This window comes from Desulfovibrio sp. 86, from assembly GCF_902702915.1.
Classification (GTDB): domain Bacteria; phylum Desulfobacterota; class Desulfovibrionia; order Desulfovibrionales; family Desulfovibrionaceae; genus Desulfovibrio.
This window is the reverse complement of the sequence record NZ_LR738849.1, coordinates 923,926-945,193: the sequence shown is the minus strand read 5'-3', so window position 1 is coordinate 945,193 and position 21,268 is coordinate 923,926. Positions and strand designations below refer to the sequence as shown.

At 61.3% G+C, this 21,268-nt stretch carries 16 protein-coding genes; 3 read left to right on the top strand and 13 right to left on the bottom strand.

Annotated features, from left to right (window positions below; genetic code table 11):
- Window positions 1-206 precede the first annotated feature (206 nt).
- From DESU86_RS04095 to DESU86_RS04085, 3 genes are all read right to left on the bottom strand, one after another.
- The gene (locus DESU86_RS04095; RefSeq protein WP_232088252.1) at window positions 207-1,208 is read right to left on the bottom strand and encodes an ABC transporter ATP-binding protein; all 1,002 of its coding nucleotides are present in this window, start codon (window positions 1,206-1,208) and stop codon (window positions 207-209) included.
- An 87-nt stretch (window positions 1,209-1,295) separates the two neighbouring features.
- Window positions 1,296-1,925, bottom strand: a complete 630-nt coding sequence (rdgB, locus tag DESU86_RS04090) for an RdgB/HAM1 family non-canonical purine NTP pyrophosphatase (RefSeq protein WP_179979885.1) — start codon at window positions 1,923-1,925, stop codon at window positions 1,296-1,298.
- A gap of 18 nt (window positions 1,926-1,943) precedes the next feature.
- Window positions 1,944-2,867: a DMT family transporter gene (locus DESU86_RS04085; protein ID WP_179979884.1), complete on the bottom strand. Its 924-nt coding sequence runs from the start codon at window positions 2,865-2,867 to the stop codon at window positions 1,944-1,946.
- A 267-nt stretch (window positions 2,868-3,134) separates the two neighbouring features.
- Between DESU86_RS04085 and DESU86_RS04080 the strand changes: the two genes are divergently transcribed.
- From DESU86_RS04080 to DESU86_RS04070, 3 genes are read left to right on the top strand one after another with little or no spacing between them, the layout of a single operon-like run.
- Entirely contained in the window at window positions 3,135-4,211 is a 1,077-nt protein-coding gene (locus DESU86_RS04080; RefSeq protein WP_179979883.1) for an N-acetylneuraminate synthase family protein, read from the top strand.
- A complete protein-coding gene (locus tag DESU86_RS04075) occupies window positions 4,208-5,941 on the top strand; it encodes an LIC12162 family transferase (protein ID WP_179979882.1) in 1,734 nt (577 codons plus the stop codon). Before DESU86_RS04080 ends, DESU86_RS04075 begins: the two co-directional genes overlap by 4 nt.
- Before the next feature lie 3 nt (window positions 5,942-5,944).
- Window positions 5,945-6,988, top strand: coding sequence for an SEL1-like repeat protein (locus DESU86_RS04070; protein WP_179979881.1), 1,044 nt, complete (start codon window positions 5,945-5,947; stop codon window positions 6,986-6,988).
- Window positions 6,989-8,634: 1,646 nt separating this feature from the next.
- Here DESU86_RS04070 and DESU86_RS14485 read toward each other — a convergent pair.
- The 10 genes from DESU86_RS14485 to DESU86_RS04020 all read right to left on the bottom strand — a co-directional run bounded on the left by DESU86_RS14485 (window position 8,635) and on the right by DESU86_RS04020 (window position 21,156).
- Entirely contained in the window at window positions 8,635-9,777 is a 1,143-nt protein-coding gene (locus DESU86_RS14485; RefSeq protein WP_232088251.1) for a 4Fe-4S dicluster domain-containing protein, read from the bottom strand.
- Window positions 9,770-10,153 carry a hydrogenase maturation nickel metallochaperone HypA/HybF gene (locus tag DESU86_RS04060; RefSeq protein WP_179979880.1) on the bottom strand — a complete coding sequence of 128 codons (384 nt, stop codon included), beginning with the start codon at window positions 10,151-10,153 and terminating at the stop codon, window positions 9,770-9,772. The genes DESU86_RS14485 and DESU86_RS04060 overlap by 8 nt, the downstream gene beginning before the upstream one ends.
- A gap of 52 nt (window positions 10,154-10,205) precedes the next feature.
- Entirely contained in the window at window positions 10,206-11,288 is a 1,083-nt protein-coding gene (locus tag DESU86_RS04055; protein ID WP_179979879.1) for a hydrogenase large subunit, read from the bottom strand.
- The gene (locus DESU86_RS04050) at window positions 11,285-11,824 is read right to left on the bottom strand and encodes an NADH-quinone oxidoreductase subunit C (protein ID WP_179979878.1); all 540 of its coding nucleotides are present in this window, start codon (window positions 11,822-11,824) and stop codon (window positions 11,285-11,287) included. The genes DESU86_RS04055 and DESU86_RS04050 overlap by 4 nt, the downstream gene beginning before the upstream one ends.
- 21 nt (window positions 11,825-11,845) lie before the next feature.
- Window positions 11,846-12,424 (bottom strand): 4Fe-4S binding protein, encoded by a 579-nt coding sequence (locus tag DESU86_RS04045; RefSeq protein WP_179979877.1) that lies wholly within the window; start codon window positions 12,422-12,424, stop codon window positions 11,846-11,848.
- A gap of 1 nt (window position 12,425) precedes the next feature.
- Window positions 12,426-12,860: an NADH-quinone oxidoreductase subunit B family protein gene (locus tag DESU86_RS04040; protein ID WP_041724975.1), complete on the bottom strand. Its 435-nt coding sequence runs from the start codon at window positions 12,858-12,860 to the stop codon at window positions 12,426-12,428.
- A gap of 25 nt (window positions 12,861-12,885) precedes the next feature.
- Window positions 12,886-13,857: a respiratory chain complex I subunit 1 family protein gene (locus DESU86_RS04035; RefSeq protein ID WP_179979876.1), complete on the bottom strand. Its 972-nt coding sequence runs from the start codon at window positions 13,855-13,857 to the stop codon at window positions 12,886-12,888.
- Window positions 13,854-17,591, bottom strand: coding sequence for a complex I subunit 5 family protein (locus DESU86_RS04030; RefSeq protein ID WP_179979875.1), 3,738 nt, complete (start codon window positions 17,589-17,591; stop codon window positions 13,854-13,856). Before DESU86_RS04030 ends, DESU86_RS04035 begins: the two co-directional genes overlap by 4 nt.
- A 1,085-nt stretch (window positions 17,592-18,676) precedes the next feature.
- Entirely contained in the window at window positions 18,677-19,675 is a 999-nt protein-coding gene (locus DESU86_RS04025; RefSeq protein ID WP_179979874.1) for an NAD(P)H-dependent glycerol-3-phosphate dehydrogenase, read from the bottom strand.
- An 8-nt stretch (window positions 19,676-19,683) separates the two neighbouring features.
- Window positions 19,684-21,156, bottom strand: a complete 1,473-nt coding sequence (locus DESU86_RS04020) for a M14 family metallopeptidase (RefSeq protein WP_179979873.1) — start codon at window positions 21,154-21,156, stop codon at window positions 19,684-19,686.
- Window positions 21,157-21,268: the final 112 nt, after the last annotated feature.

The window sequence follows — 21,268 nt, the reverse complement described above, 5'->3', positions numbered from 1 at the left end:
AGATTGCCTTTGAGGATGATGCGGCGCCGGAAGGCACTGCACCTAACATTCCCGTTTCAAATCAGGGTTCACTTTGTATCATGCCATATTGCAATAAAGATTTTAGGAGGAGGGGGCGTGGGGGAGGCGACCCTTTTACAAAAGGGTCCCTCCCCCACAAAGTATTTCAATGCTCGCCACCTCCTGCCGCCAGCCCCGGACAGTGCTCACGCGGGGTTCTGGTGCAGCCAGCAGGCAGTGTTGTGCTGCTGGCGCGCGGTAACGGTCGGAGGCGTTTTTTCACGGCAAAGGGGCATGGCCTGGTCGCAGCGGGGGTGAAAGGGGCAGCCGCCGGGCATAGAGCGCAGCGAAGGCACGCTGCCTGGAATGGTCGGCAGGCGGTGGAGTTCTCTGGAGCGGGCATTGGGCGCGGCGCGGAGCAGGCCCTGCGTGTAGGGATGCAGCGGATGCGCGAAAAGATCGCGGGCCGGGGCGTATTCCACCAGTCGCCCGGCGTACATGACGCCAATGGTGTCGGCCATTTGTTCGGCAACGCCCAGATCATGGGTGATAAGCAGCACGGCCATGCCGCGCTCCCGGCTGCGGGCGCGCATGAGGCGCAGAATTTGCCCCTGAATGGTCGCGTCCAGCGCTGTGGTGGGTTCGTCGGCAAGCAGCAGGTCGGGTCGGCAGGCCAGGGCCATGGCGATCATGACCCTTTGCCGCATGCCGCCCGAAAGCTGGTGAGGGTAGTCGTCATAGCGGCTTTCCGGCGAGGGAATGCCCACCTCCGCCAGCAGGGATATGGCCTCCTCGCGCGCCTGGGCGCGGTGCATCCCCATGTGCAGGCGCAGGGGTTCCGCCACCTGTTCGCCAACCCTGAGCACAGGGTTCAGCGAGGTCATGGGCTCCTGAAAGACCATGCCGGCCCGCCGCCCACGGATGCTCCGCAGCGCGCGCGGGGGCAGGCGCAAGATGTCCTGACCGTCCAGCATGATGCTGCCGTCCAGACGGGCGTTGTCCGGCGTGAGGCGCAAGATGGCTCTGGCGGTGAGGCTTTTGCCGCAGCCGGATTCGCCCACAAGGCAGGTGGTGTGCCCGTGGGGCAGGCTGAAGCTCACATTTCTCACAGCGGGCAGGGGGCCGTCGTCCGTCTGAAAGGTGATGGAGAGGTCGTCCAGGCGGAGCAGGGGGGTGTCTGCCAGGACGTGCGGTTGGCTCTGCTGCAAGTTTGACTGCTGGGCTGTGTGAAACGGCATGGCGTCTGTACTCATGATGTTACGTCTGCAAAAGGGTGGGCAAACTGCCGGGGCCGCTTACGCGCCCATGAAGTCCTGCCATTTTGCCAGCAGGGCGCGCAGGGCGTTGCCGCGATGGCTGCGGGCGTTTTTTTCATCCCTGGTAAGTTCGGCGGCGGTTTTGCCGACGACGGCGTCAAAAAAAACAGGGTCATAGCCAAAGCCGTTCTCACCGCGCGGCGCGGTAAGCAGGCGGCCGTCCCAAATGCCGCGCACCACCATTTCCGCGCCGTCAGGGCGCACGCAGGCCATGCTGCTCACAAAGCGGCACCCTCTTTTTTCTTCCGGCACGTCCGCCAGTTCGTGCAGCAGTTTGCGGATGTTGCGCGCGTCGCGGCTTTCGCCGGGCAGGCTTTCCCAATCGTCCGAGTAGCGGGCCGAATAGACGCCCGGCCTGCCGTCAAGAGCGTCCACTTCCAGCCCCGAATCATCGGCAATGCTGATAAGCCCCGTCAGGCGCGCCACTTCACGGGCCTTGATGCAGGCGTTTTCTTCAAAGGTGGTTCCTGTCTCATCAATCTCGCCAATGCCGGGAAAGAACTCCAGACCAAGAACCTCAACGCCGAACTGCGCCAGGGGATCGGCCAGTTCGCGCACCTTGCCCGCATTATGGGTGGCCAGCACGATTTGCACGGGTTTATTGCTCATGGGTACGCTCCTTGGCGGTCAGGGCCGCTGTTGCAGGGTGTCTGTCTTGCGGCGGTGGGGCATGACCACGGTAGCCACAATGATGCCAATGATGACCAGCGCGCCGCCCACCATTTGCGCGGGCGTCACTGTTTCGTCGAGGATGAGCTTGGCGGCTATGCCCGAGAAAACGGGCAGGCTGTAATAGACCATGCCCGCGCGCACTGGCCCGATCTGGTCAATGGCCACTGTCCACAGCCAGAAAGACAGGGCCGAGCAGCCGATACCCGTGTACAGCACGCTGATGACCAGCGGCGTGGACAGGTGGGGCGTGGGCAGCATGACCGCCTCTATGACCGTAAACGGCAGTGAGTACAGCAGTCCCAGGGCAAACGTGGCCAGGCTGAAACCTATGGGCGAAATGTCGGCGCTGCGCTGCCGGATGAACAGGGAGTAGAGGCCAAAGCACAGCACGCCTCCGAGGGCCCAGAGGTCGCCCTCGTTAAAGCGCAGGTGGGCCAGCCTGTCCCAGTCGCCCCGTGTGACCAAAATGCCCACGCCGACCAGCACCACCAGAACGCCCGCCATACGGCGCGGCGAGATGGGTTCGGCGTAAAGAATGCGCGAGAGCAGGAGAATGACTATGGGAGCCGTGGGAACCAGCAAAGCCATATTGATGCTTTCTGTGGTCTGCCCGGCCTTGTAGATGAGGGTGTTGAGCAGCGTCACGCCAAGAATGCCCAGCAAAGAAAGACTGCGCCAGTTTTTCTTGATGGCGGGCCAGTCCGTGCGCCAGTGCCTTTTGGCGAAAGGCAGCAAAATAATCAGGGCGATGAACCAGCGCCAGAAATTGCATTGCCAGGGGGGGATGAGCCCGGCAACGGCTCTGGCCACCACAAAATTGCCAGACCAGATGACAACGGCGAGAAGAGCGCAGGAATAGCCCGTTACGGTTTTTTGCATGAATCTGTCCATGGCCGGGCCAGGGGTCCCGGTAGAGGTGGCGGCGGCAGCGATGCACCACAGCAGGGCAGTATAATGTATGTGCCCGGCAAAGGCAAAGGGCCTCGGGCTTTGTCCATCAGCAGACGGGCCTTTGTCATGCGGTGTGGAGATAAAAAAATTTATAATTATTACTCATTGTTACAGAGCTTGTCCCTTACGGCACTTTCCTTTTGCGCAACAAGGGGGTATCATTATGACTTAAACTTCATTAGTGAGGAAATGAGCATGAAACTCATAGACATATTTGCTGTTCCTGCCCCCGAAACGCGCATTCCCGTGCCCTATGTCATCGCCGAAGCAGGGGTGAACCACGAGGGCAGCATGGAAATCGCCCGCAGGCTTGTTGACGAGGCCGCAGAAGGCGGCGCGCAGGCCATCAAGTTTCAGACGTACAAGGCGGGCACCCTGGCCTCCAAGGATTCCCCGGCCTATTGGGACACCAGCAAGGAACCCACCAGCAGCCAGTACGAACTCTTCAAAAAGCACGACTCCTTCTGGAAGAACGAGTTTGAAGCCCTGAAGAAGCACTGCGACGCGGTGGGCATAGCCTTCATGTCCACGCCCTTTGACGTTGAATCAGCCCATTTTCTCAATGATCTTATGGACGTGTTCAAAATTTCCTCTTCAGACATCACCAACAAGCCCTTTATCCGCACCCTGTGCGATTTTGGCAAGCCCATCCTGCTTTCCACCGGCGCCGCGCATCTGCATGAAATTGCCGAGGCGGTGGAGTGGATTGAAGAAAAGGGCAACAAGCTGGCCCTGCTGCACTGCGTGCTCAACTACCCCACGGCGGACGAAAACGCGGCCCTGGGCATGATTCCGGCCCTCAAGCGGCATTTTCCGCAGCACGCCATAGGGTATTCCGACCACACGCTGCCCAAGGACATGCATACTCTTGAAACCGCCACCCTGCTCGGCGCGCGCGTGCTGGAAAAGCATTTTACCCATGACAAGACCCTGCCCGGCAACGACCACTACCATGCCATGGACAAGCACGACCTGCGGCACTTTTTTGAGCGCCTTGCGGGCACCCTCGCCAGCGTGGGCGAAATGACCCTGCGTGCCCTGCCGGAAGAAGAACCCGCCCGTCTCCACGCCCGCCGCTCTCTGGTCACGGCCCGCGCCGTGCCCGCCGGCACGGTCATCAGCGCTGCCGACCTTACCTGGAAGCGCCCTGCCCACGGCATTTCGCCACGCAACTATGACGAGGTCATCGGCATGCGCGCGCGTCATGATCTGGACGAAGACACTGTGCTGCACTGGTCTGATCTGGACAGCGGCGACAGGGCCTGTTCATGAGTCAGGAAAGCAGCATACTTGTTCTCGGGCGCATGCCCCGTGGCGCGGAACCGGAGACGCACCGGCCCGCCGGGGTGTGGTGTTTTGTGGAGCAGGAGGAGTTTTTTCCCGCCTGGGACAAGCGTTTCGCCTTTCCGCCGGAGCCGCTGACGGATGTGCATGCCGTGGAACACGCCTGCAAGTGCGCTCAGGCCCTGTGCGCGGACAGCATCGTTCCGCTGGCTGCGGAGCTCTGCTCCCACAGTGAAGACCTGCCCGCCGCCTACTGGGAAACCCTGCTGGCTCCCTGGGCCATTAACATGGCCTCGCAGATCGTCGAGCGCTGGGGCCGCGTCAAGGCCATGGCCGAAGCCTGGGGCGGGGAAGCCATGCACGTTCCCCTGCTGCCGCAGGACAGCCATTTCGTCTTCTGGACGGAGCCGGACTTCACGCTGCACGGCGCTCTTGGGCACTCCTTCAATCACTGGTTGTTTTCGCGTCTTTTTGAAGCGTACTTTCACGACGGCTGGCCCGAAAAATGGACATGGGAATATCTGCCGCCCGTGCGGCGTGAGTACGGAGCGGAACAACTCCCCAGCGGCAAGGCCCGCTTGCTCAATATGGCCCGCAAGGCCATGCTGTGCCTGCCTTTCCCCAGGCTCAAAGGACTGAGCTGGGAGCAAAGCCTGCGCTTTTCTCTGTCGCTGCTGCACAAGAGCCGGGGGCAGGATCAGTCCCAGCCCTTGTCCTCGTATGGCAAAGCCGCCACGGGCATGGACGCGGGCCTGCCGGAATGCCTCGATCTTATGGCCCTGTATCGGGCGGGTATGCCCGAGTCGCTGCGTGCGCTGCGTCATCCCGAAAGTCTGAGCGTCAGTCCGCTTGGGCCCCGGTTGCGCGTGCCCAGCGTGCTGGCGTATGAAGATGCCGAATACCGGCAAAAGCTGGCCGTCTGGCGCGGGCGCGGGCACAGGCTCATGTATGTGCAGCACGGCGGCAATTACGGTCAGGTGCGCTGCGCCTGCGATACGGCCATGGTGGAATACGCGCAGCATGCCTTTGCCACCTGGGGCTGGAGCGAGCACGGCAGCAGCCGGGGAAATTTCATTCCCGTGCCCTATCCGCAACTGGCGCGCCTCAAGAAGCGCTGGCACGGGCAGGACGGGCATACGCTCTTGCTGGTGGGCACGGAAATGCCGGGCTACGGCTACAGGCTTGATGCCCACCCGACCCCCATGCAACTGGTGGAATACCGGCGCGACAAGCTGCGTTTCTTTGAGGCCTTGGGGCGGACATTGCAAAACTGTTCGCAGTACCGGCCCTATTTCGCGCTGCCGGGTTCCCTGCGCGACGCGGACTGGCTGCTGGAGCGCATCCCCCAGGTGCGGTTGTCCACCGGGCCTTTGCAGCCCCAACTGCTTTCCTGCCGCCTGCTGGTGGTTGACCACAACTGTACAACCACCCTTGAGGCCCTGGTGGCCAATGTGCCCACCATTCTGTACTGGAGGCGGGACGTCTGGCCTGTGACTCCGCAAAGTGACGCCCTGCTGGACGTGCTGACCCGCGCAGGCATACTGTTTGCCACGCCGGAAGAAGCCGCCGCCAAGGTTGCGGAAGTTTGGGAAGACCCGCGCGCATGGTGGAGCCGCACAGCCGTGCAGGACGCCCGCCGCGCTTTTTGCGCCCTTCAGGCCTTGACGGTCAAGGGCAACGAGAACCATTACTGGATCCAAACGCTGAAGAGTCTATAACACATGCAAATTCGTGTATCTGCCCTGGTTTTACTGGTGGCCCTGAGTTTTTCGTTTCTGTTGTTGCCGCAGGGCGCGGCTTGCGCCGATGACGGTGAAAGCCTGCGCCAGGTGCAGGCCGCCTTGAATAAGAGCGATTTTGACGAGGCAGTAAAGCTGCTTAAACCCCTTGTGGACAGCGGCAATGCCGAAGCCCTCTACGTCATGGGCCGCCTCATCCTGGACGGCAAGGGCGTGAAGAAAAACCGCACCCGTGCGGCGGAGTTCTTTCGTCTGGCGGCGGAAAAGGGCGACGTGAGCGCCATGAATTCATGGGCCACGGCCCTTGCCTCCGGTGACGGCGTGCCGCGCAACTATCGAGAGGCTGCCCGCTGGTTCCGCAAGGCGGCCGATCAGGGCCTTGCCATGGCCCAGTACAATCTCGGCTATCTCTACGCCTACGGGCGTGGCGTCAATAAGGACGAAAGCGCCGCCATCGACTGGTACAGCCGCGCCGCCAATCAGGGCCTGGCTTCTGCCCAGTATTCCCTTGGCTGGACGTATCTGAACGGCAGCGGTGAAAACCAGAGCGACACCAAGGCCGCGCACTGGTTTGAAAAGGCCGCCGAACAGGATCACGCCAAGGCGCAAAACAATCTTGCCTATATGTACGCCGAGGGGCGGGGCTATGCGCAGGACCCGGAAAAGGCCCTGCAATGGTATACCCGTTCGGCTGAACAGGGCTACGCTGAAGCGCAGTATAACCTTGGCTTCATGTACGAGCAGGGCCGGGGCGTGCCGCAGGACTATACCAAGGCCGTGGACTGGTACCGCAAGGCTGCCGAACAGAACGAGCCCGCCGCCCAGTACAGTCTTGGCCTCATGTATGATCAGGGCACGGGCGTGCCGCGCAATCTGAGTGAGGCGAACCGTTGGTATAATCTGGCCGCCAAGAATGGCGATCCTGACGCCAAGGCTGTTGTGCGTGCGCAGAATAATAAGCCCCAGCCTGTGCGTAAGGCTCCGGCGCCGAGCAAACCAGTGAAAAAAGAGAAAAAGCCTCAATAAAAAAGCGGCAATGCAGTTTTAGGTTGTCTGTTTGAATGAGGGAGGTCCGCATTGGAAAATGCGGGCCTCCTTGCGTGTGGGGGGAAGGTCTCTTTTTCTTTATCTGGACTGTCTGTCCGGGGTGCCTGCGCGGCGGGCGGGAAGTCTTCGCAGACGGCGTTTCAAGATAAAAAAACAGGGCTTGTCCTTTGAGAGGTGGTTTTTGTGCCCTGCGGGCACGGCGGCTTTTCTTTTTGTGTTGTTTGGGCCGCCTGCGCGGCGGGCGGCAGATGGGGGCCTGTTAGGGGCTGCCGCCCCTCCGAGGCCCCCTCTGCACTCCCCCCGGACTACCCCGCTGGGCTTGTCGTATATCTCCGTTCCCACGGGTTAACCCCTAAGAGCTTTCCCGTTTCCGTCACTCCACGAAGGCTGCGCGGCTATTGCTGCGGGAGCTTCCTCGCTTCGCTCGGTGATCTCCCTCCGCGCCGCGCAATGCCAGCGTAGGGTTTCGCCCTGAATGAAAGTCGGGGAGGCGTCTCTTTGACTGTGGGGCAGCCTCAGAAACTGCGTATCACTGTTGGAAAAAGGCTCGTAATATCGGCGGTACTTGCGTAGTGGGAGCTTCAAAAAGAGTAAAGCAGGGCTTGTCCTTATCTGGGCTGTCTGTCCGGGGTGCCTGCGCGGGAGAGCCTGCGCGGCGGGCGACGGCTCTGGCTGCTCTTTTGTTTTGGCCTGTCACTTGATTGAAGTATGTGTGCCCTGCGGGCACGGGGGCTTTTCCTTTTTTTGCTTTGGCCGCCTGCGCGGCGGGCGGCAAGGCGGGGCCGGTTATGGGGCTGCGCCCCCTTCTCGGCCCCCCTTGCATCCCCCCCGAAGCACCCCGCTGTTCTACCCTGACCAACAATTTTCTTTTTCGGGGGCGGCTATGCACGAACCTCGCCGACGTGTCGGCTTCGGTTCTTTATGACGCCGCCCCCGGCGACAGTCTGCGCCTTGCCTGAGAGACCACACAGGCTTGAGTGCACAGCCAGTGCAACAGCAATTTAAAAATTGAACCGTGCCAAACCTTCCGTCGCATTTAGCCGCACGGCGCAATTCTTCGCCATTTCGTGCTTTTCCCAACAACCAGACGCCATCTCTGATACTTCTTATAGTCAATCAGACACTTCCCGATTTCGCATTCAGGCGAAACCGTTTACAGTCAATCAGATGTCCCCTGATTTCTCATCCAGGGCGAAACCGTGTGCTGGCATTGCGCGGCGCGGAGGGAGATCGCCGAGCGCAGCGAGGAAGCTCCCGAAGCAACAGCCGCGCAGCCCTCGTGAATTCATGGAAACGGGAAAGCTCCAGCGGGGTCGTCCGGGGGGAGTGCAGAGGGGGCCTCGGAGGGGCGGCAGCCCCTAACAGGCCCCCATCTGCCGCCCGCCGCGCAGGCGGCCCAAACAACATAAAAAGAAAAGCCGCCATGCCCGCAGGGCGCAAAAGCCGCCTCTCAAAGGACAGGCCCTGCTTTATTCTTTCTAAAGCAGCAGCAAAGCCCCCAGCCGCGCGCCCCGCAGGGCACAGCGCATTTCAACGAGACATTTGGAGTGGGGATCATGAAAAAAACAGGCCCGCCCATACTTACGTACGGACGGGCCTGATCTATAATTATGCAACTCGGCGTCTTATTTCTTGCCGCCCTTTTTGCTGGTTTTTTTGCCAGCCTTGGGAGCAGATTTCTTGGCCGCAGGCTTTTTGTCAGCGGGAGCCGCAGGCTTATTGGCCGCAGGGGCTTCGGCCTTGGATGCGCTTTCGGCAGGGGCTGATTCCTGGGCCTCATCCTTTGAAACGTCCTTGGCTTCGGCCTTGGCTTCAGAAACGGCAGGTTGTGTGGCCTGGGTATCAGAAGCGGCTTTTGCAGCGGGTTCCACAGCTTCGGCTACAACGTCAGCCTTGGGTGTTTCAGGAGCAACCACAGCCGCAACAGCCTCAACCTTGGGCTCTTCTGGCACAGTCGTTTCTGGCGCAGCCGTTTCAGCCTTGGGTGCTTCAGGAGCCGTTTCAGCCTTGGGTGCTTCAGGAGCCACTTCGACCTTTGGCGTTTCAGGGGCGACCATTGCCGCAGCAGCTTCAACCTTCGGCGCTTCGGGTGCAACCGCCGGGGCCGCTTCAACCTTGGGCGCTTCAGGAGCAGCTATTTCAGGCGCAGCCGTTTCAACCACAGCCGCAGCAACTTCAGCCTTGGGCGCATCAGCGCCAGCCTCGCCGCCGGAGGCAGACTCCACAGCCTTCTTTTCCGGCTTGGGCACTTCCACTACAGTGCCGTCGGCCAGCACCAGCGAAAGGGCGTGGGCCGGGCAGGCTTCCATGCAGGCGGTGATGCGCTTGCCGTTTTCCATACGCCAGGCGCGGCACATATCGCAACGCACGGCCACTTCACGGCGCGCCCGCTGGGCCAGGGTTTCGCCGTCCTCACTGTCCACCGACGGCATGCCGATGGTTTCCATCGTTATGGTGCCGTAGGGGCAGGCGGCCATACACATCTTGCAGGCCACGCAATACTGGACGCGCATGATGATGCGCCCTTTTTCGTCCTGCTGGAGCGCCCCTGTGGGGCATACGTTCACGCAGGGCGCGTGCGGGCACTGGTGGCAGCGCACCGTTGTCTTGAAGCCGTCGGCCTTTACCACCTGCACGCGCGACACCAGTTCGTCGCGGTGCTTCATGGCTTCCTTGAAGCTCATGCCGTGGTGAGCAGCGATACATGCCACTTCACAGCGGCGACAGGCGCGGCATTTGTCGGGTACGACCTGGATATGTTCAGTCATGGTCCGTTTCCTCGGGTGCAACGTGCAGGGCCATCAGGGTAAGTCCGTGGCCCCCGTTGAAGTGGATGTTTTCGCCGCCGCAACTGGGGCAGACGAAATGCCGTTGCGTCAGGCTGAATTCATGGCTGCACTCGGTACAGCGACAAGGCAGGGGCGCTGTCTGCAACAGCAGTTGCGCTCCCTCGGCCGGGGTGCCTTCCGCAAAGAGTTCAAAGCAGGCCACAAGGGTTTGCGCTTCCACACAGGCGATGAGTCCAAGCTGGCATTCCACCTTGCTTATGCGCTCCACCCGGTTTTCCGGGTGGGCCGCATTATGCTCGTCCAGAGCTTTCAGACAAATGTCCAGCAGCCCCTGAACCAGACTCGCTTCATGCATGCGTCACACCCTTTGCCGCTTCAACCCTGAAACCCTGACACGCAACAAAACTCTAGCGTTCCGTGCAGGATACGCAGGGGTCAATGCTGTTGGTGATCAGGGCAACGTCGGACACGTTGCAGTCACGCATCATCACGCCCAGGGCCTCCCAGTTCATGTAGGAAGGCACGCGCCACTTGAGCCGTGCGGGCATATCCGTTCCGTTGGTGCGGATGTAGTAAAACACCTCGCCGCGCGGCGCTTCGGAGCGGGCGCAGGCCTCGGCCGTGCGGATCTGCCGCATGGGGGCCGTCACCTCGCCATCGGGCACGCGCGCGATGCACTGGCGGATAATGCCGAAGGATTCGAAGATCTCGTGCAGGCGCACCATGGTGCGGGCGTGGATGCAGCATCCCTGTTCCACAATGGTTTTGAAGTCCACATCAGGATAGGCCGCATAGGGCGAGTCCTTGCGCACATCAAGGTGCAGCCCCGAACCGCGCGCCACCGGGCCAACCACGCCGAGGCGGATGGCGTCTTCCTTGGGCAGCAGGCCAAGGCCGCGGGTACGGGCCAGAACCATGCTGTTGGAGTCGTAAATCTCGCGGATTTCGTCCACCTGCGGTTCGACCTTGTCCAGCATGTTGCGCATGTAGTCCAAGAGTTCGGCGTTCACATTGTACTTGACGCCGCCGATGCAGTTGGCGGCCAGGTTCATGCGGTTGCCGTAGACCGTTTCCTTCAGGTCCTGCATCATTTCGCGCACTTCCATGACGTGCATGAACAGCGACTTGAAGCCGATGATGTGGGCCTGGATGGCGGTGTTGAACAAATGCGAGGCAACGCGCTTGATTTCTTCCGCCAGCACGCGCAGGTAGCGCGCGCGGTCGGGAATGGTGATGCCCAGCACGTTTTCCACAGCCATACTGTAGGTGAAGGAATGGCTGTTGGAGCACAATGAGCACACGCGTTCCGTGAGCGTGACGTTCTTGATCAGGTTGCGCTGGGTGGCCATGGCCTCCATGCCACGATGCACATGGCCCGAGGTCAGATCCACATGCCGCACTATTTCGCCGTCCACAGTCAGATTGAAGTATACCGGTTCCTCAAGGGCCACATGCACGGGGCCGAGGGGCATGGTAAAGGTTTTGGTCATGACCGCTTCTCCTTGTCCCCGAGGATGCGTTCCCACAGGTCGGTGGTGCAGGCCCCGTTCATCATGATGGAAAGAGGCACGGCTTCGTTGAGAATGCCCGCGTCCAGTTCCTCGTCAAGGAAGAGGCGGCGCGGGTTGGGATGCCCCATGACCTGGATGCCGTAAAGCTCCATCATTTCCCTTTCATGCCAGTCCGCGTTGGCGAACAGCGGCGTGATGGAGGGCACTGTGGGCCACTCTCCGTTGAGGGTGACAGTCATGTTGTAAATAACACCTTTAATTTCAAAGTGATAACAGACTTCCTGCATGGGTTCGCTGAGCTGGCGACGGTTATAGGCCGTGACCATGGCCAGACGGGCGTCGGCCTGACGGAGGATTTCCGCGCCCTGCGTGAGCATGCGCGGCGTTCCCAGACGGAACCAGTGATAGGCGTTGCCGAAGCTGTCGGTGCTGTGATGTATGGCATCGTCCTCAGCGGCACAAAGAGCGGTAAGGCCCTCAATGACGGCGGCGTTGCCGTGAATGGTCTCTTGCATATGTTCTCCGCGGCAAGGCCGCTAGTCTTTGGTAGGCACTGCCGAGGTGACGGTTGCCGCCGGGGCCTCGTCAGCGGCCGTGGGCAGTATGCAGGCGTTGCGCTTGGCGTCTTCAATCTGCCGACACTTGGGGCACAGCTTGCGGGTCAGCTCAGGATCAATTTCGGTATTCCAGGCATAGAGCTTGTCAGCCAGGACCTTGGGGATGGGCCGCATAAGCGCGCCGCAGGCAACGCAGGGTTCATACTTGATGGTGTGCTGCTCAAGCCTGTTGTATTTTTCGGCCTGTACATGGGCCGTATGCCAGTCGGTGCTGATGCTCATGGCCCCGGTGGGGCAGTAGTGGCGGCATGAGGCGCACAGACAGCACGAATTTTGCCAGATGGTGATGGTAAAGCCCGACCCGTCGGGCTGCTGCCCGATGTGGATGGCCCCCGCCGCGCAGGAGTGGCGGCAGATGCCGCAGCCCATGCACAGTTCCGGGTCCACCACGGCCCTGCCGCGCAGGCGCTCGGGCGTAAAGGTTTCACCCAGGGGGAAGGGGTCGGTGCTGGGGCCTTCAAGCAGGTTGCGGAATAAGACTTTAAGAAAGCCCGCCATACTATTCCTCCACGCCCAGTTTTTTCAGCCAGATGGACCGGGCCAGCACAACGCCTTCAAGAATGGCCTGGGGCCGGGGCGGGCAGCCGGGCACGTTCACGTCCACGGGCAAATAGCGATCGATGGGGCCTTCAATGGAATATCCCTCGCGAAAGACCCCGCCTGATATGGGGCAGATGCCCACGGCCACCGTCACCTTGGGTTCGGGAATCTCGTCCCACACCCGCAGCACGCGGTCGCGCACCCTGGTGGTAAGCGGGCCGGTGATCAGCACGATATCGGCGTGCCGGGGGCTGCCGCAGTAGCGACACCCCAGGCGTTCAACGTCGTAACGCGGAATACAGGCCGTGGTGGCCAGTTCCACGTCGCAGCCATTGCAGGAACCGGCGTTGATGCGGAACAGCCACGGCGAACGCACGGAAAGTTTTTTGAGCATATTGTCCAGCGACACGGCGGCCTCCTTACATCACCCAGACCAGGATCAGACTGCACAGCGCAAGCGCGGCGGGCACAGTCACATAAAAGCGAAACGCCTGGTCAATACGGAAACGCCCTGTGGCCGACTTGACCAGGGTAAGCGAAACCAGCATGAGCGCGAGGCACTTGCACAAGAACCACACCAGATTGACCGGCCACCATTCAGATATGGTGCCGGGGAAGAAAAGCGCAACCCCCAGCCCCAGAACAACGAAGGTCTTGAGGGCCGACGTGATCTGAAAAAGCGCCAGCAGCGGGCCGCCGTATTCAAGCAGCGGGCCTTCGACGATTTCGGTTTCCGCCTCGGGAATATCAAAGGGCACAACGCCCATGGTGCCGGGCAGGAAGATGAGGTAGGCCAGAAAGGCCGGGATCATCGACGGGTTGAAACCAAAGGAGCCTGTCTGCTGCTGCAGGGCCACGATCTTGAAGAGCGAGAATTCCGCTCCCCATGCGCCGCCAGCCAGGGTTTTGCCCGTGAGCATGGCCACGGCCAGCAGAATCATGAGCAGGGGCATTTCGTAGGCGAACATGAGTACCATTTCGCGCGAGAAGCCCACAGCGCCGTAAGGCGAACTGGAGGCCGACCCGCCCAGCATGATGGCCATGGCCGGGATGGGCAGAAGGTAAAAGATCACCAGCAGGTCGCCCATGTTGAACAGTCCGTTGTACACCCCGGAGATGGGGATGAAGGCCGCGCACACGGCCATGCCCGTAAAGCCGAAGACAGGAGCCAGCAGAAAGGCCGGGCGGCAGGCTGTCCTTGGGATCAGGGTCTCCTTGGTCAGGAGCTTGGCAATGTCCAGCCAGGGCTGCACCAGCGGCGGCCCCACGCGGCGTTGCAGGCGGGCTTCCACACGTCGGTCCAGTCCTTTGAAGAACATGGCCACCATCAGGGCAAAGGCCCCGCCGGGGAAGACGCACATGTGCAGTATGGCAAGCAGGGTATCGCTCATGAGCGGTTCTCCTTGGGCGTGTCGTCGCCGCCGAGCAGGCGCGAGAGACCGCCGTAAATGCTGGAAGGCGTCATGCGGCTGGTGGCCGTTTCAGGCGGCAGGCCGCAGGTGTGCACATCAATTTCCCGCAGGCGGGTAAAGCGCTTCACAAACCAGTAGCCGCCGGTGAAGGCCAGGGCCATCATCACGAACATGCCCGTGGCGTTCCAGGCTCCAGTGCCCGAAAGCACGCCCGAAAGACCCACATGCAGCGGCATGAGGCCGTATTCGAGCAGCACAGAATTGATGGGCCCCAGCGCAAGACCGGGGAAGATGCCCGTCAGCACGCAGCCTGCTGCCAGAATGGCCATGGGAACGCGCATGATGCGGGGCACTTCCTTGATATCGTCAAGATCCTGCGCAGGCTGGCCCAAAAAGGCCGCGTGCAGGAACTTGGCGATATAGGCCATGGTCAGCACGCTGCCAATGAGCGAGAGCAGAGCCAGGAAGGGCTGCCCGGCTTCCATGAGGGCATGGTAGATGAGCCACTTGGACGAAAAGCCGCTGGTGGGCGGCACGCCAATGACCGAAAGCCCGGCAATGGCGAACATGGCCAGGGTGAAGGGCATCTTGCGCCCGATGCCGCCAAGGTCGTTGAGGCTCTCCCTGTGGCTGGCGAACATGATAGCGCCGCACACGAGGAAGAGCAGGTCCTTGAAGAAGACGTGGTTGATGACGTGCAGCATGCCGCCCGCGTATCCGAGCGCGCCGCCCGCCGCCACTGCCAGCACCATGTAGCCGAGCTGGCTCACCGTCGAGTAGATGAAGATAAGCTTGAGGCCGTTGCTGCGCAGGGCCTGAATGGCGGCCATGATGATGGTGACGCCGCCGATCCACATGACCGTCACGCTGATGGAGCTTTGTTCAAACCCGCCCAGTATGCCCGCCACGGCAAAGCCGCCGCCCAGCAGCATAAAGAGCTTGATAAGGCCGAGAATGGCGCTCTTCAGCAGTACGGAGGAGATGTAGCCGGACACGGGCGTGGGGGCCAGGGCCGGGTGCATCTGCCAGTCAATGCGGAAGGGCAGCTGCGCGGCCTTCATCACAAAGCCTGCGGCCAGCAGGGCCATGCCGAACCAGGCGGCCCCGGCGGACAGGTTGGGCACCATGCCGGCCAGCAGCAGCGAGGTAAAGGGCGTGAAGGGTCCGATGACGCACAGGCCCACAAAGATGAAGCCCGCGCCAAAGACGTTGAAGATAAAGTACTTGAAGGCTTCACGCAGCGAAGCCTTGTCGCCTTCGTGCGCGATGGCCAGGTAGAGCGTCCACGAACTCATGATTTCCCAGAACAGGAAGAAGCTCAGCAGGTACTGGCTGGACGCCATGCCCACAAGGCCGCCGCACATGGCGGTAAAGGCGCAGTAGAAACGCCACTGCGTGTGGCTGTGTTCCATATAGCCCAGAGCGTAGCTCATGTTCACCGCGCCCAGCAGGGGGACGATGAGGGCAAAGCAGAAAGAAAGCGTGTCGAGGCCGCGCCCGAACAGGACGACCAGCAGGGCCGTTGCGAGCAGCACGCCCACGCTGACCTTGCCCGCCATGACGCGGTTCTTGTGGAAGAGGGCGGGCAGCAGTGCGCCGAACACGGGCACGACCACATATATGGGCCAGTTCACGTGCATGGCCAGCATCACGCCCGCGTCCTGCGGGTTGGGCGCAAAGGCCAGCGAAGCTACAGGGGCCACAAGCTGCATGGCGAGCTGCGGCGCAAGGCCAAGCAGAACGCAGAGGGCCGCCAGCACGCCCATGCCCACGCGCATGGTGACGGGAGCCTCCGTGACCGTGGGCAGATAGTCGGGACGTTCTTCAAAAATCAGGGTTTTGAGTATGCGGGTATAGTAGACAAGACCCACCAGGGAACCGCCGAGAATGAGCGCGGCCAGCCAGATTTGCCCGGCTTCGGTGGCAGCCTGTATCATCAGGAATTTGCTGTAAAAAGCGCCAAAGGGCGGCAGACCCATAATGCTCACGAGTCCCACGCCCATGCAGGCCACAGTAAAGGGCATCTGGCGGCCGAGGCCGCGCAGATCGCTGAGCTTGCGGCTGCCGCTGCGCATGATGAGCGCGCCCGCGCCAAGGAAGAGCAGGTCCTTCATGATGGCGTGGTTGAACATGTGCCACAGCGCGCCCGTGGTGGAAAGCCACGTGCCGATGCCGAGCACAAGCGTGATTTCACCGATCTGTCCCAGGGTGGAGTAGGCCAGCATGCGTTTGATGTCGTCCTGGCGCAGGGCCATGACTTCACCAAGAACCAGGGTGGCCGCGCCCGTGAAGACCAGCCCCGTGCCGAGCCACGAAAAGCCGAACAGGCCGGGCAGGGTGCTGACCATGGGCCGCATGAGCAGCACGACCACAATGCCGAATATGCCCATCTTGGTGATGATGCCCGAAAGGGGGGCCGACACGGAGGACGGCGCGGCCGGGTGGGCGTCAGGCAGCCAGGAGTGCAGGGGCACAAGACCGGCCTTGACGCCGAAGCCCATGAGGCAAAGCACAAAGGCCGCCTGAACCACGGGGGCGGGCACAAAGCCCTCGCCCAGCATAAGCAGGCCGGGCAGCATGAAAAGCGCGCCGCCCGCGCACATGACGTAGTATTTCAGGCCAGCGTCAAAAGCGCTGCGCCGCCCTTCATGCACCACCAGAAAGTAGGAGGCGAAGGTCATGAGTTCCCAGTAGCCATAAAGGCCGGACGCGTCCGTACTGGAAACTATGCCCGCCAGTGAGCCGAAGGTGAGCAGCAGGAAGAACCAGTAGCGCCCCTGATGCCGCCCGTGGATGTAGCCCTGCGAGTAAACGCAGACCACAAGCGCCACCAGGCTGATCATGGTCAGGAACAGTCTGGCCGTGACCGGAGCGTCCGCCACGATCACCGTGACGAGCGCCAGGGCCGCAAAGGCCGTTCCCACAAGGGGGGCGACACGCATGCGGAGCAGAAAAGCTCCGCCCACGGCAAAAGCGCCAAGGTAGTAGCACCAGTAGGCCGGGTGCACAGGGGGATGCGGGGCCACAAAGCCGTACTGGCCGCCGATGAGGTCGGTCAGCGGCCCACGCAGGACGCCCATCGCGCCCACGGCCACTGCCAGGGCGATCATCAGACCGGCTTTGCCGCGCATGGGGCCAAGGATAGTGGGGGAATCTTCCGGCGCGTCTTCCAGCACCACCTGGCGTACGGTGTTGACGTACAGCCAGATGAAGACCGTGGTGGCCAGGGCCATGACCAGCAGACCCGTGAACCCGCCTGGTATGGCCTCAAGGACAGCTGCATTGATAAAAAGGCGGGCTTCGGGCAGCAGGAAGGGCGATCCGCCCACCGATGCCAGAAGGCCCAGAGCGAACAGGGCAGCCGTCCAGGGATGGCGCTGGCCGGAACCGCTCAGGCGCGATGCCTGGACGGGTCCCTGACTACACGCGGCTCCCGTGCGGCATGCCGAGGTAAGACGCCCCAGGGCCGTCCATGCCAGGCCGCGTGCCGCGACCTGAAAAAGTATGAAGAGCCACAGGCCGGTGGCGCCGATGGCGGTAGCCGCGCCGAGCCCCAGGCAGACAATGCCCGCGTCGTGCAGGGCGCCCCAGAGGATCAGGCGGCGAGGGTCCTTACGCTGGCGCACGGCTTGAGCCGCAGCATACAGCATGAGGGCCATACCCACCAGAAGCGGCACAAGCCGGCCGCCAGCCGAGAACAAGGATTCCGTCATAATTCGCCCCGTAGTTTGCGGGTCTTTCAGGCCAGCACCGTGCTTGGCCCCGTTTACGCCTCTTCTCTATATGGTATCACATCCATACCAGATCGTGAAAAAAATAGTAAAAGGAGTGTTAACAGCCTTATCCCACTTCGCCACTCTGTGCAAGTGGCGATTATTTCACAAAAAGTTGGAGGGTTATGCCAGCTTGCGCAGATTTGGCGCTGATTTTGCGCGTCTACTTGCAATATGTGTAATAATTCACAGCGGTCCGGCAATAGTTTAAAGTACTGTAATTTGTGTGCTGGGTGTTCAATCAATCTGCTGTACAGTGTAATTAACTGTTTAATCAAACAAAATTAGTCTAGCCCATACACTGCAATAAAATCTGGCAATGCAAAAAAGTTTTGCCGCTATCCCGCAATTTTTCGCGACTCAAAGAACCCACGCTTGATAAAAAAATTCGTGCTACTAAAATTTTTTTTGGCAATTTGCACGTTTTTGTGCCGCAAGCGCATGTGATTTATTTAATCACTGGAAAAACAGAGGACTATCAGTGCCCGGGGACAGGGTGTTGTACCGCGTCGTATGGAGGGGGCGGAAGCGGAAAGGAGGCAGAAAGACGCTCATGGTGCCAAGAGGAAAAAGCCGAGTCACATAGGGCGTTGTGGAAAATCCTGAGACCGGGCTGGGAGCCGGAGATTTGAACTTGGGAGCCTGGCCTGGGTGTTGTGCTTGGGAGTCGTGGGTTTGAGCCTTGAACCGTGGCCGGGCTAGTCCGGCTATCGGACTCTGGGCTAGTCCGGCTATCGGACTGCGGGCTAGTCCGGTTATCGGACTCTGGGAAAGTCCGGTTATCGGACTCCGAGATAGTCCGGCTATCGGACTCTGGGCTAGTCCGGTTATAGGACTGCGGGAAAGCTGACAGGGGCAGTCAGGCTCGAAACAGTCTGCCAAACTGTCTCACGGGGCAACAGCGAGGGGGCAGTGCTGGCCCGGTATAGCCCCCCCGGCAGGTCAGCCAGCCAACGCCCTTTCACAGTACGGTCTGGAGCGTCCGTCAGCAGGAAAATGCCGGCGTTGGAGGCGCCGCGCGTGGCCTATTCCTCGCGCAGCGTTCTGGCCATAAGATCGCGCAACGCGGCGTGCGGGCTTTGCCCTTCATACAATATGCTGTGTACCGCGTTTGTCAGGGGCGCGTCCACGTCAAGTTTTTGCGCCATGTCATAAATGGCGGCCGTGGTCTTGACGCCTTCCGCCACCATGCCGAGGCTTTGCGTAATATGGTCGAGTTTTTCCCCACGGCCAAGGCGCAGCCCCACCTGGCGGTTGCGGGAAAGATCGTCGGTGCAGGTAAGGGTGAGGTCGCCCAGGCCCGAAAGACCCATGAAGGTGTGGGCCTGCGCGCCACGGGCCACGCCAAGGCGGCTCATTTCAGCCAGTCCCCTGGTGATGAGGGCTGCGCGGCTGTTGGCCCCCAGCCCCAGACCGTCGCAGGTGCCTGCGGCAATGGCCATGACGTTTTTGAGCGCGCCGCCCATTTCCACGCCCATGACGTCCGTGCTGGAGTAGCAGCGAAAGACCGGGCCGGAAAAAATGTCGCGCAGATAACAGCCAAGGGCCTCATCGTAAGCGGCCATGACAACGGCCGTGGGCAGGTCGCGCAATACGTCCGCCGCAAAGGAGGGGCCGGACAGCACCGCGTAGCGGGGGTTCAGGTGGCCGAGGGTCTGTGCGGTCATTTCCGCGCAGGTGGCCAGCGAACCGGTTTCAATGCCCTTGGCCGCGTTGACCAGTATGGCCCTGGGCTGAAAGTGGCGGGCATGCTCCGTGAGCCAGCCGCGCAACTGCTGGCAGGGCACGGCCAGCACGACCAGAGGGCGATCCAGGGCAGCCGGATCTGTGGTGGCCACAAGCCGCTCGTCAAGGGGCAGGCCCGTCAGGTAACGGGGGTTTTCGTGCCTTTCGTTGATGGCCGTGGCCACGGACGCGTTCCGCATCCAGAGGCAGACATGATGCCCGCCACGGGCCAGAAGATGCCCCAGGGCCGTGCCCCAGCTGCCGCCGCCGGCCACGCATATGGAAATTTTTTCAGACATTCTCGTTCTCAGAAGCCCATGGACGATTCCGGGCCGGGCCGGTCGGGCAGGGCGTCAGCGTTACGGGTCATACGTGGCCTGTTGGGGCTGTTTTGCCTGCCATTATCAAAATACACCAGAAACATGCCGCTGAAAAGTTGCTTGCGGTAAACCTCGACCCGGAACAGCCTGCCCTGCCTGTCCACAGAAAAGCGCGGCATGAAGTCCTTGAGGCGCAGTTCCACGCCAGCCTCGTCGGGCTGGCCGTTGTCAAAGCCAATGGCATTGACCCTGTAGCCGTCCAGAGGGTGAACCTTGAAGGAGTCGGCAACATACAGCACCTGCCCGAAGGAAACTGTCTTGTCCTGGCCGTCCGCTTTTACGGACACAGCGTCAAGGCTGTTGTCCACTTCACGCCATTCGGGCCGGATGAGCGTCAGCATGCGGTTGCCGTAATGCACGCACAGCTGTCCTTCGCCGCCCTGGGCGCAGGGCAGCACCGCCATAATCGGCTTGGTGGGCACGGCCTGGGCCGGGCCGCTTCTGGGCAGGGGCAGATAGTTGATGGCCGGGCGGGCGTCTTCAAGCGGAAGAAAGACGCGGTTGTCGGCAAAAGAGACGGCAAGGTTGTCCTGCAGCGCTCCGCGTACCCCTTCTGGCGTAAGGGCAAAGGCGCGGTTGAAGTCCACGCCCGCCTGCCGCAGAAAGGATTCTATCATCAATAAATGATAATAGGCGCGCAGTTCGACGGGAAATTCCTTGCTGGCCTCAAGGCCGAAGGCGGCCTTGCCCCGGCGCACGGCGTAGTAGGAAAGGCTCTTTTCCATCTCGTGGTCGCCAGCGGCGGTATTGGTGTTATGGACGTGCAGACGGTGCCCCGCCTGCATGAGCGCCTTGTTGGCGGCGTTCGCGGCTTTGTCGGCCTCGGCTTCCAGCGCGCCCATGAAAACTCCCGGCAGTTCCGTCTGGTCAATGATGACCGACTGCCCCCAGCGGGCGGGATTGCGCAGTTTGTCCTCGTACGTGTGGCGATAGTAGCCGCTGCCGTCATGCAGATTGAGCACAAGGCCCACCTGGGGGTGGTCTATGAGATCCTGAATGCGGCGCACTGTGGCAAATTCGGGGTCTGTTGCGTCAAGACGGGCGAACTTGCGGTTCATATCCCCATGCAGGCCACGCGACCGTTTGATAATACTAGGAAAATTCAGATTGGGCACCACCCACACACTGCCGTTTTCCATGCGGTAATGGGTGGTCAGCAGTGTGGCGGCGGAAAAGCCCCCCGGTTCATCGCCCTGAATGCCCCCCACCACCAGCACGGTGCGCGGGCCTTCGCCCAGGCGGATCACGGTAAAATCCAGGGGAAAGCCCTCCTGCGCCAGGGCCGTGCCCGCAAGACACAAAAGGACGCAGCCCAGGAACAGGCCCATAAGGCCCGTGTCTGCCAGGAGTCTGCCCCTGCGCCGGAGGCGGTTCAGAAAAAGCGTTGTATATGCCTGCATAGTGCTGTGGGGTTGTCTGCGGGCCAGATGAAACATTGGCTTCTATCACTACGGCATTCGGGCCCAAACGGCAAGATACCGGGGCATTGCAGGCTCCATAAAGAAAGGGCCA

Excerpts from the sequence above, each read along its gene's own strand:
- DESU86_RS04020 (WP_179979873.1), bottom strand. The coding sequence starts at position 21,156 with ATGCAGGCATATACAACGCTTTTTCTGAACCGCCTCCGGCGCAGGGGC.
- DESU86_RS04040 (WP_041724975.1), bottom strand. The coding sequence starts at position 12,860 with ATGCTCAAAAAACTTTCCGTGCGTTCGCCGTGGCTGTTCCGCATCAAC.
- DESU86_RS04060 (WP_179979880.1), bottom strand. The coding sequence starts at position 10,153 with ATGCATGAAGCGAGTCTGGTTCAGGGGCTGCTGGACATTTGTCTGAAA.
- DESU86_RS04085 (WP_179979884.1), bottom strand. The coding sequence starts at position 2,867 with ATGCAAAAAACCGTAACGGGCTATTCCTGCGCTCTTCTCGCCGTTGTC.
- DESU86_RS14485 (WP_232088251.1), bottom strand. The coding sequence starts at position 9,777 with ATGACTGAACATATCCAGGTCGTACCCGACAAATGCCGCGCCTGTCGC.
- DESU86_RS04030 (WP_179979875.1), bottom strand. The coding sequence starts at position 17,591 with ATGACGGAATCCTTGTTCTCGGCTGGCGGCCGGCTTGTGCCGCTTCTG.
- DESU86_RS04050 (WP_179979878.1), bottom strand. The coding sequence starts at position 11,824 with ATGCAAGAGACCATTCACGGCAACGCCGCCGTCATTGAGGGCCTTACC.
- DESU86_RS04080 (WP_179979883.1), top strand. The coding sequence starts at position 3,135 with ATGAAACTCATAGACATATTTGCTGTTCCTGCCCCCGAAACGCGCATT.
- DESU86_RS04035 (WP_179979876.1), bottom strand. The coding sequence starts at position 13,857 with ATGAGCGATACCCTGCTTGCCATACTGCACATGTGCGTCTTCCCCGGC.
- DESU86_RS04045 (WP_179979877.1), bottom strand. The coding sequence starts at position 12,424 with ATGGCGGGCTTTCTTAAAGTCTTATTCCGCAACCTGCTTGAAGGCCCC.
- DESU86_RS04075 (WP_179979882.1), top strand. The coding sequence starts at position 4,208 with ATGAGTCAGGAAAGCAGCATACTTGTTCTCGGGCGCATGCCCCGTGGC.
- DESU86_RS04055 (WP_179979879.1), bottom strand. The coding sequence starts at position 11,288 with ATGACCAAAACCTTTACCATGCCCCTCGGCCCCGTGCATGTGGCCCTT.
- DESU86_RS04025 (WP_179979874.1), bottom strand. The coding sequence starts at position 19,675 with ATGTCTGAAAAAATTTCCATATGCGTGGCCGGCGGCGGCAGCTGGGGC.
- DESU86_RS04070 (WP_179979881.1), top strand. The coding sequence starts at position 5,945 with ATGCAAATTCGTGTATCTGCCCTGGTTTTACTGGTGGCCCTGAGTTTT.
- rdgB (WP_179979885.1), bottom strand. The coding sequence starts at position 1,925 with ATGAGCAATAAACCCGTGCAAATCGTGCTGGCCACCCATAATGCGGGC.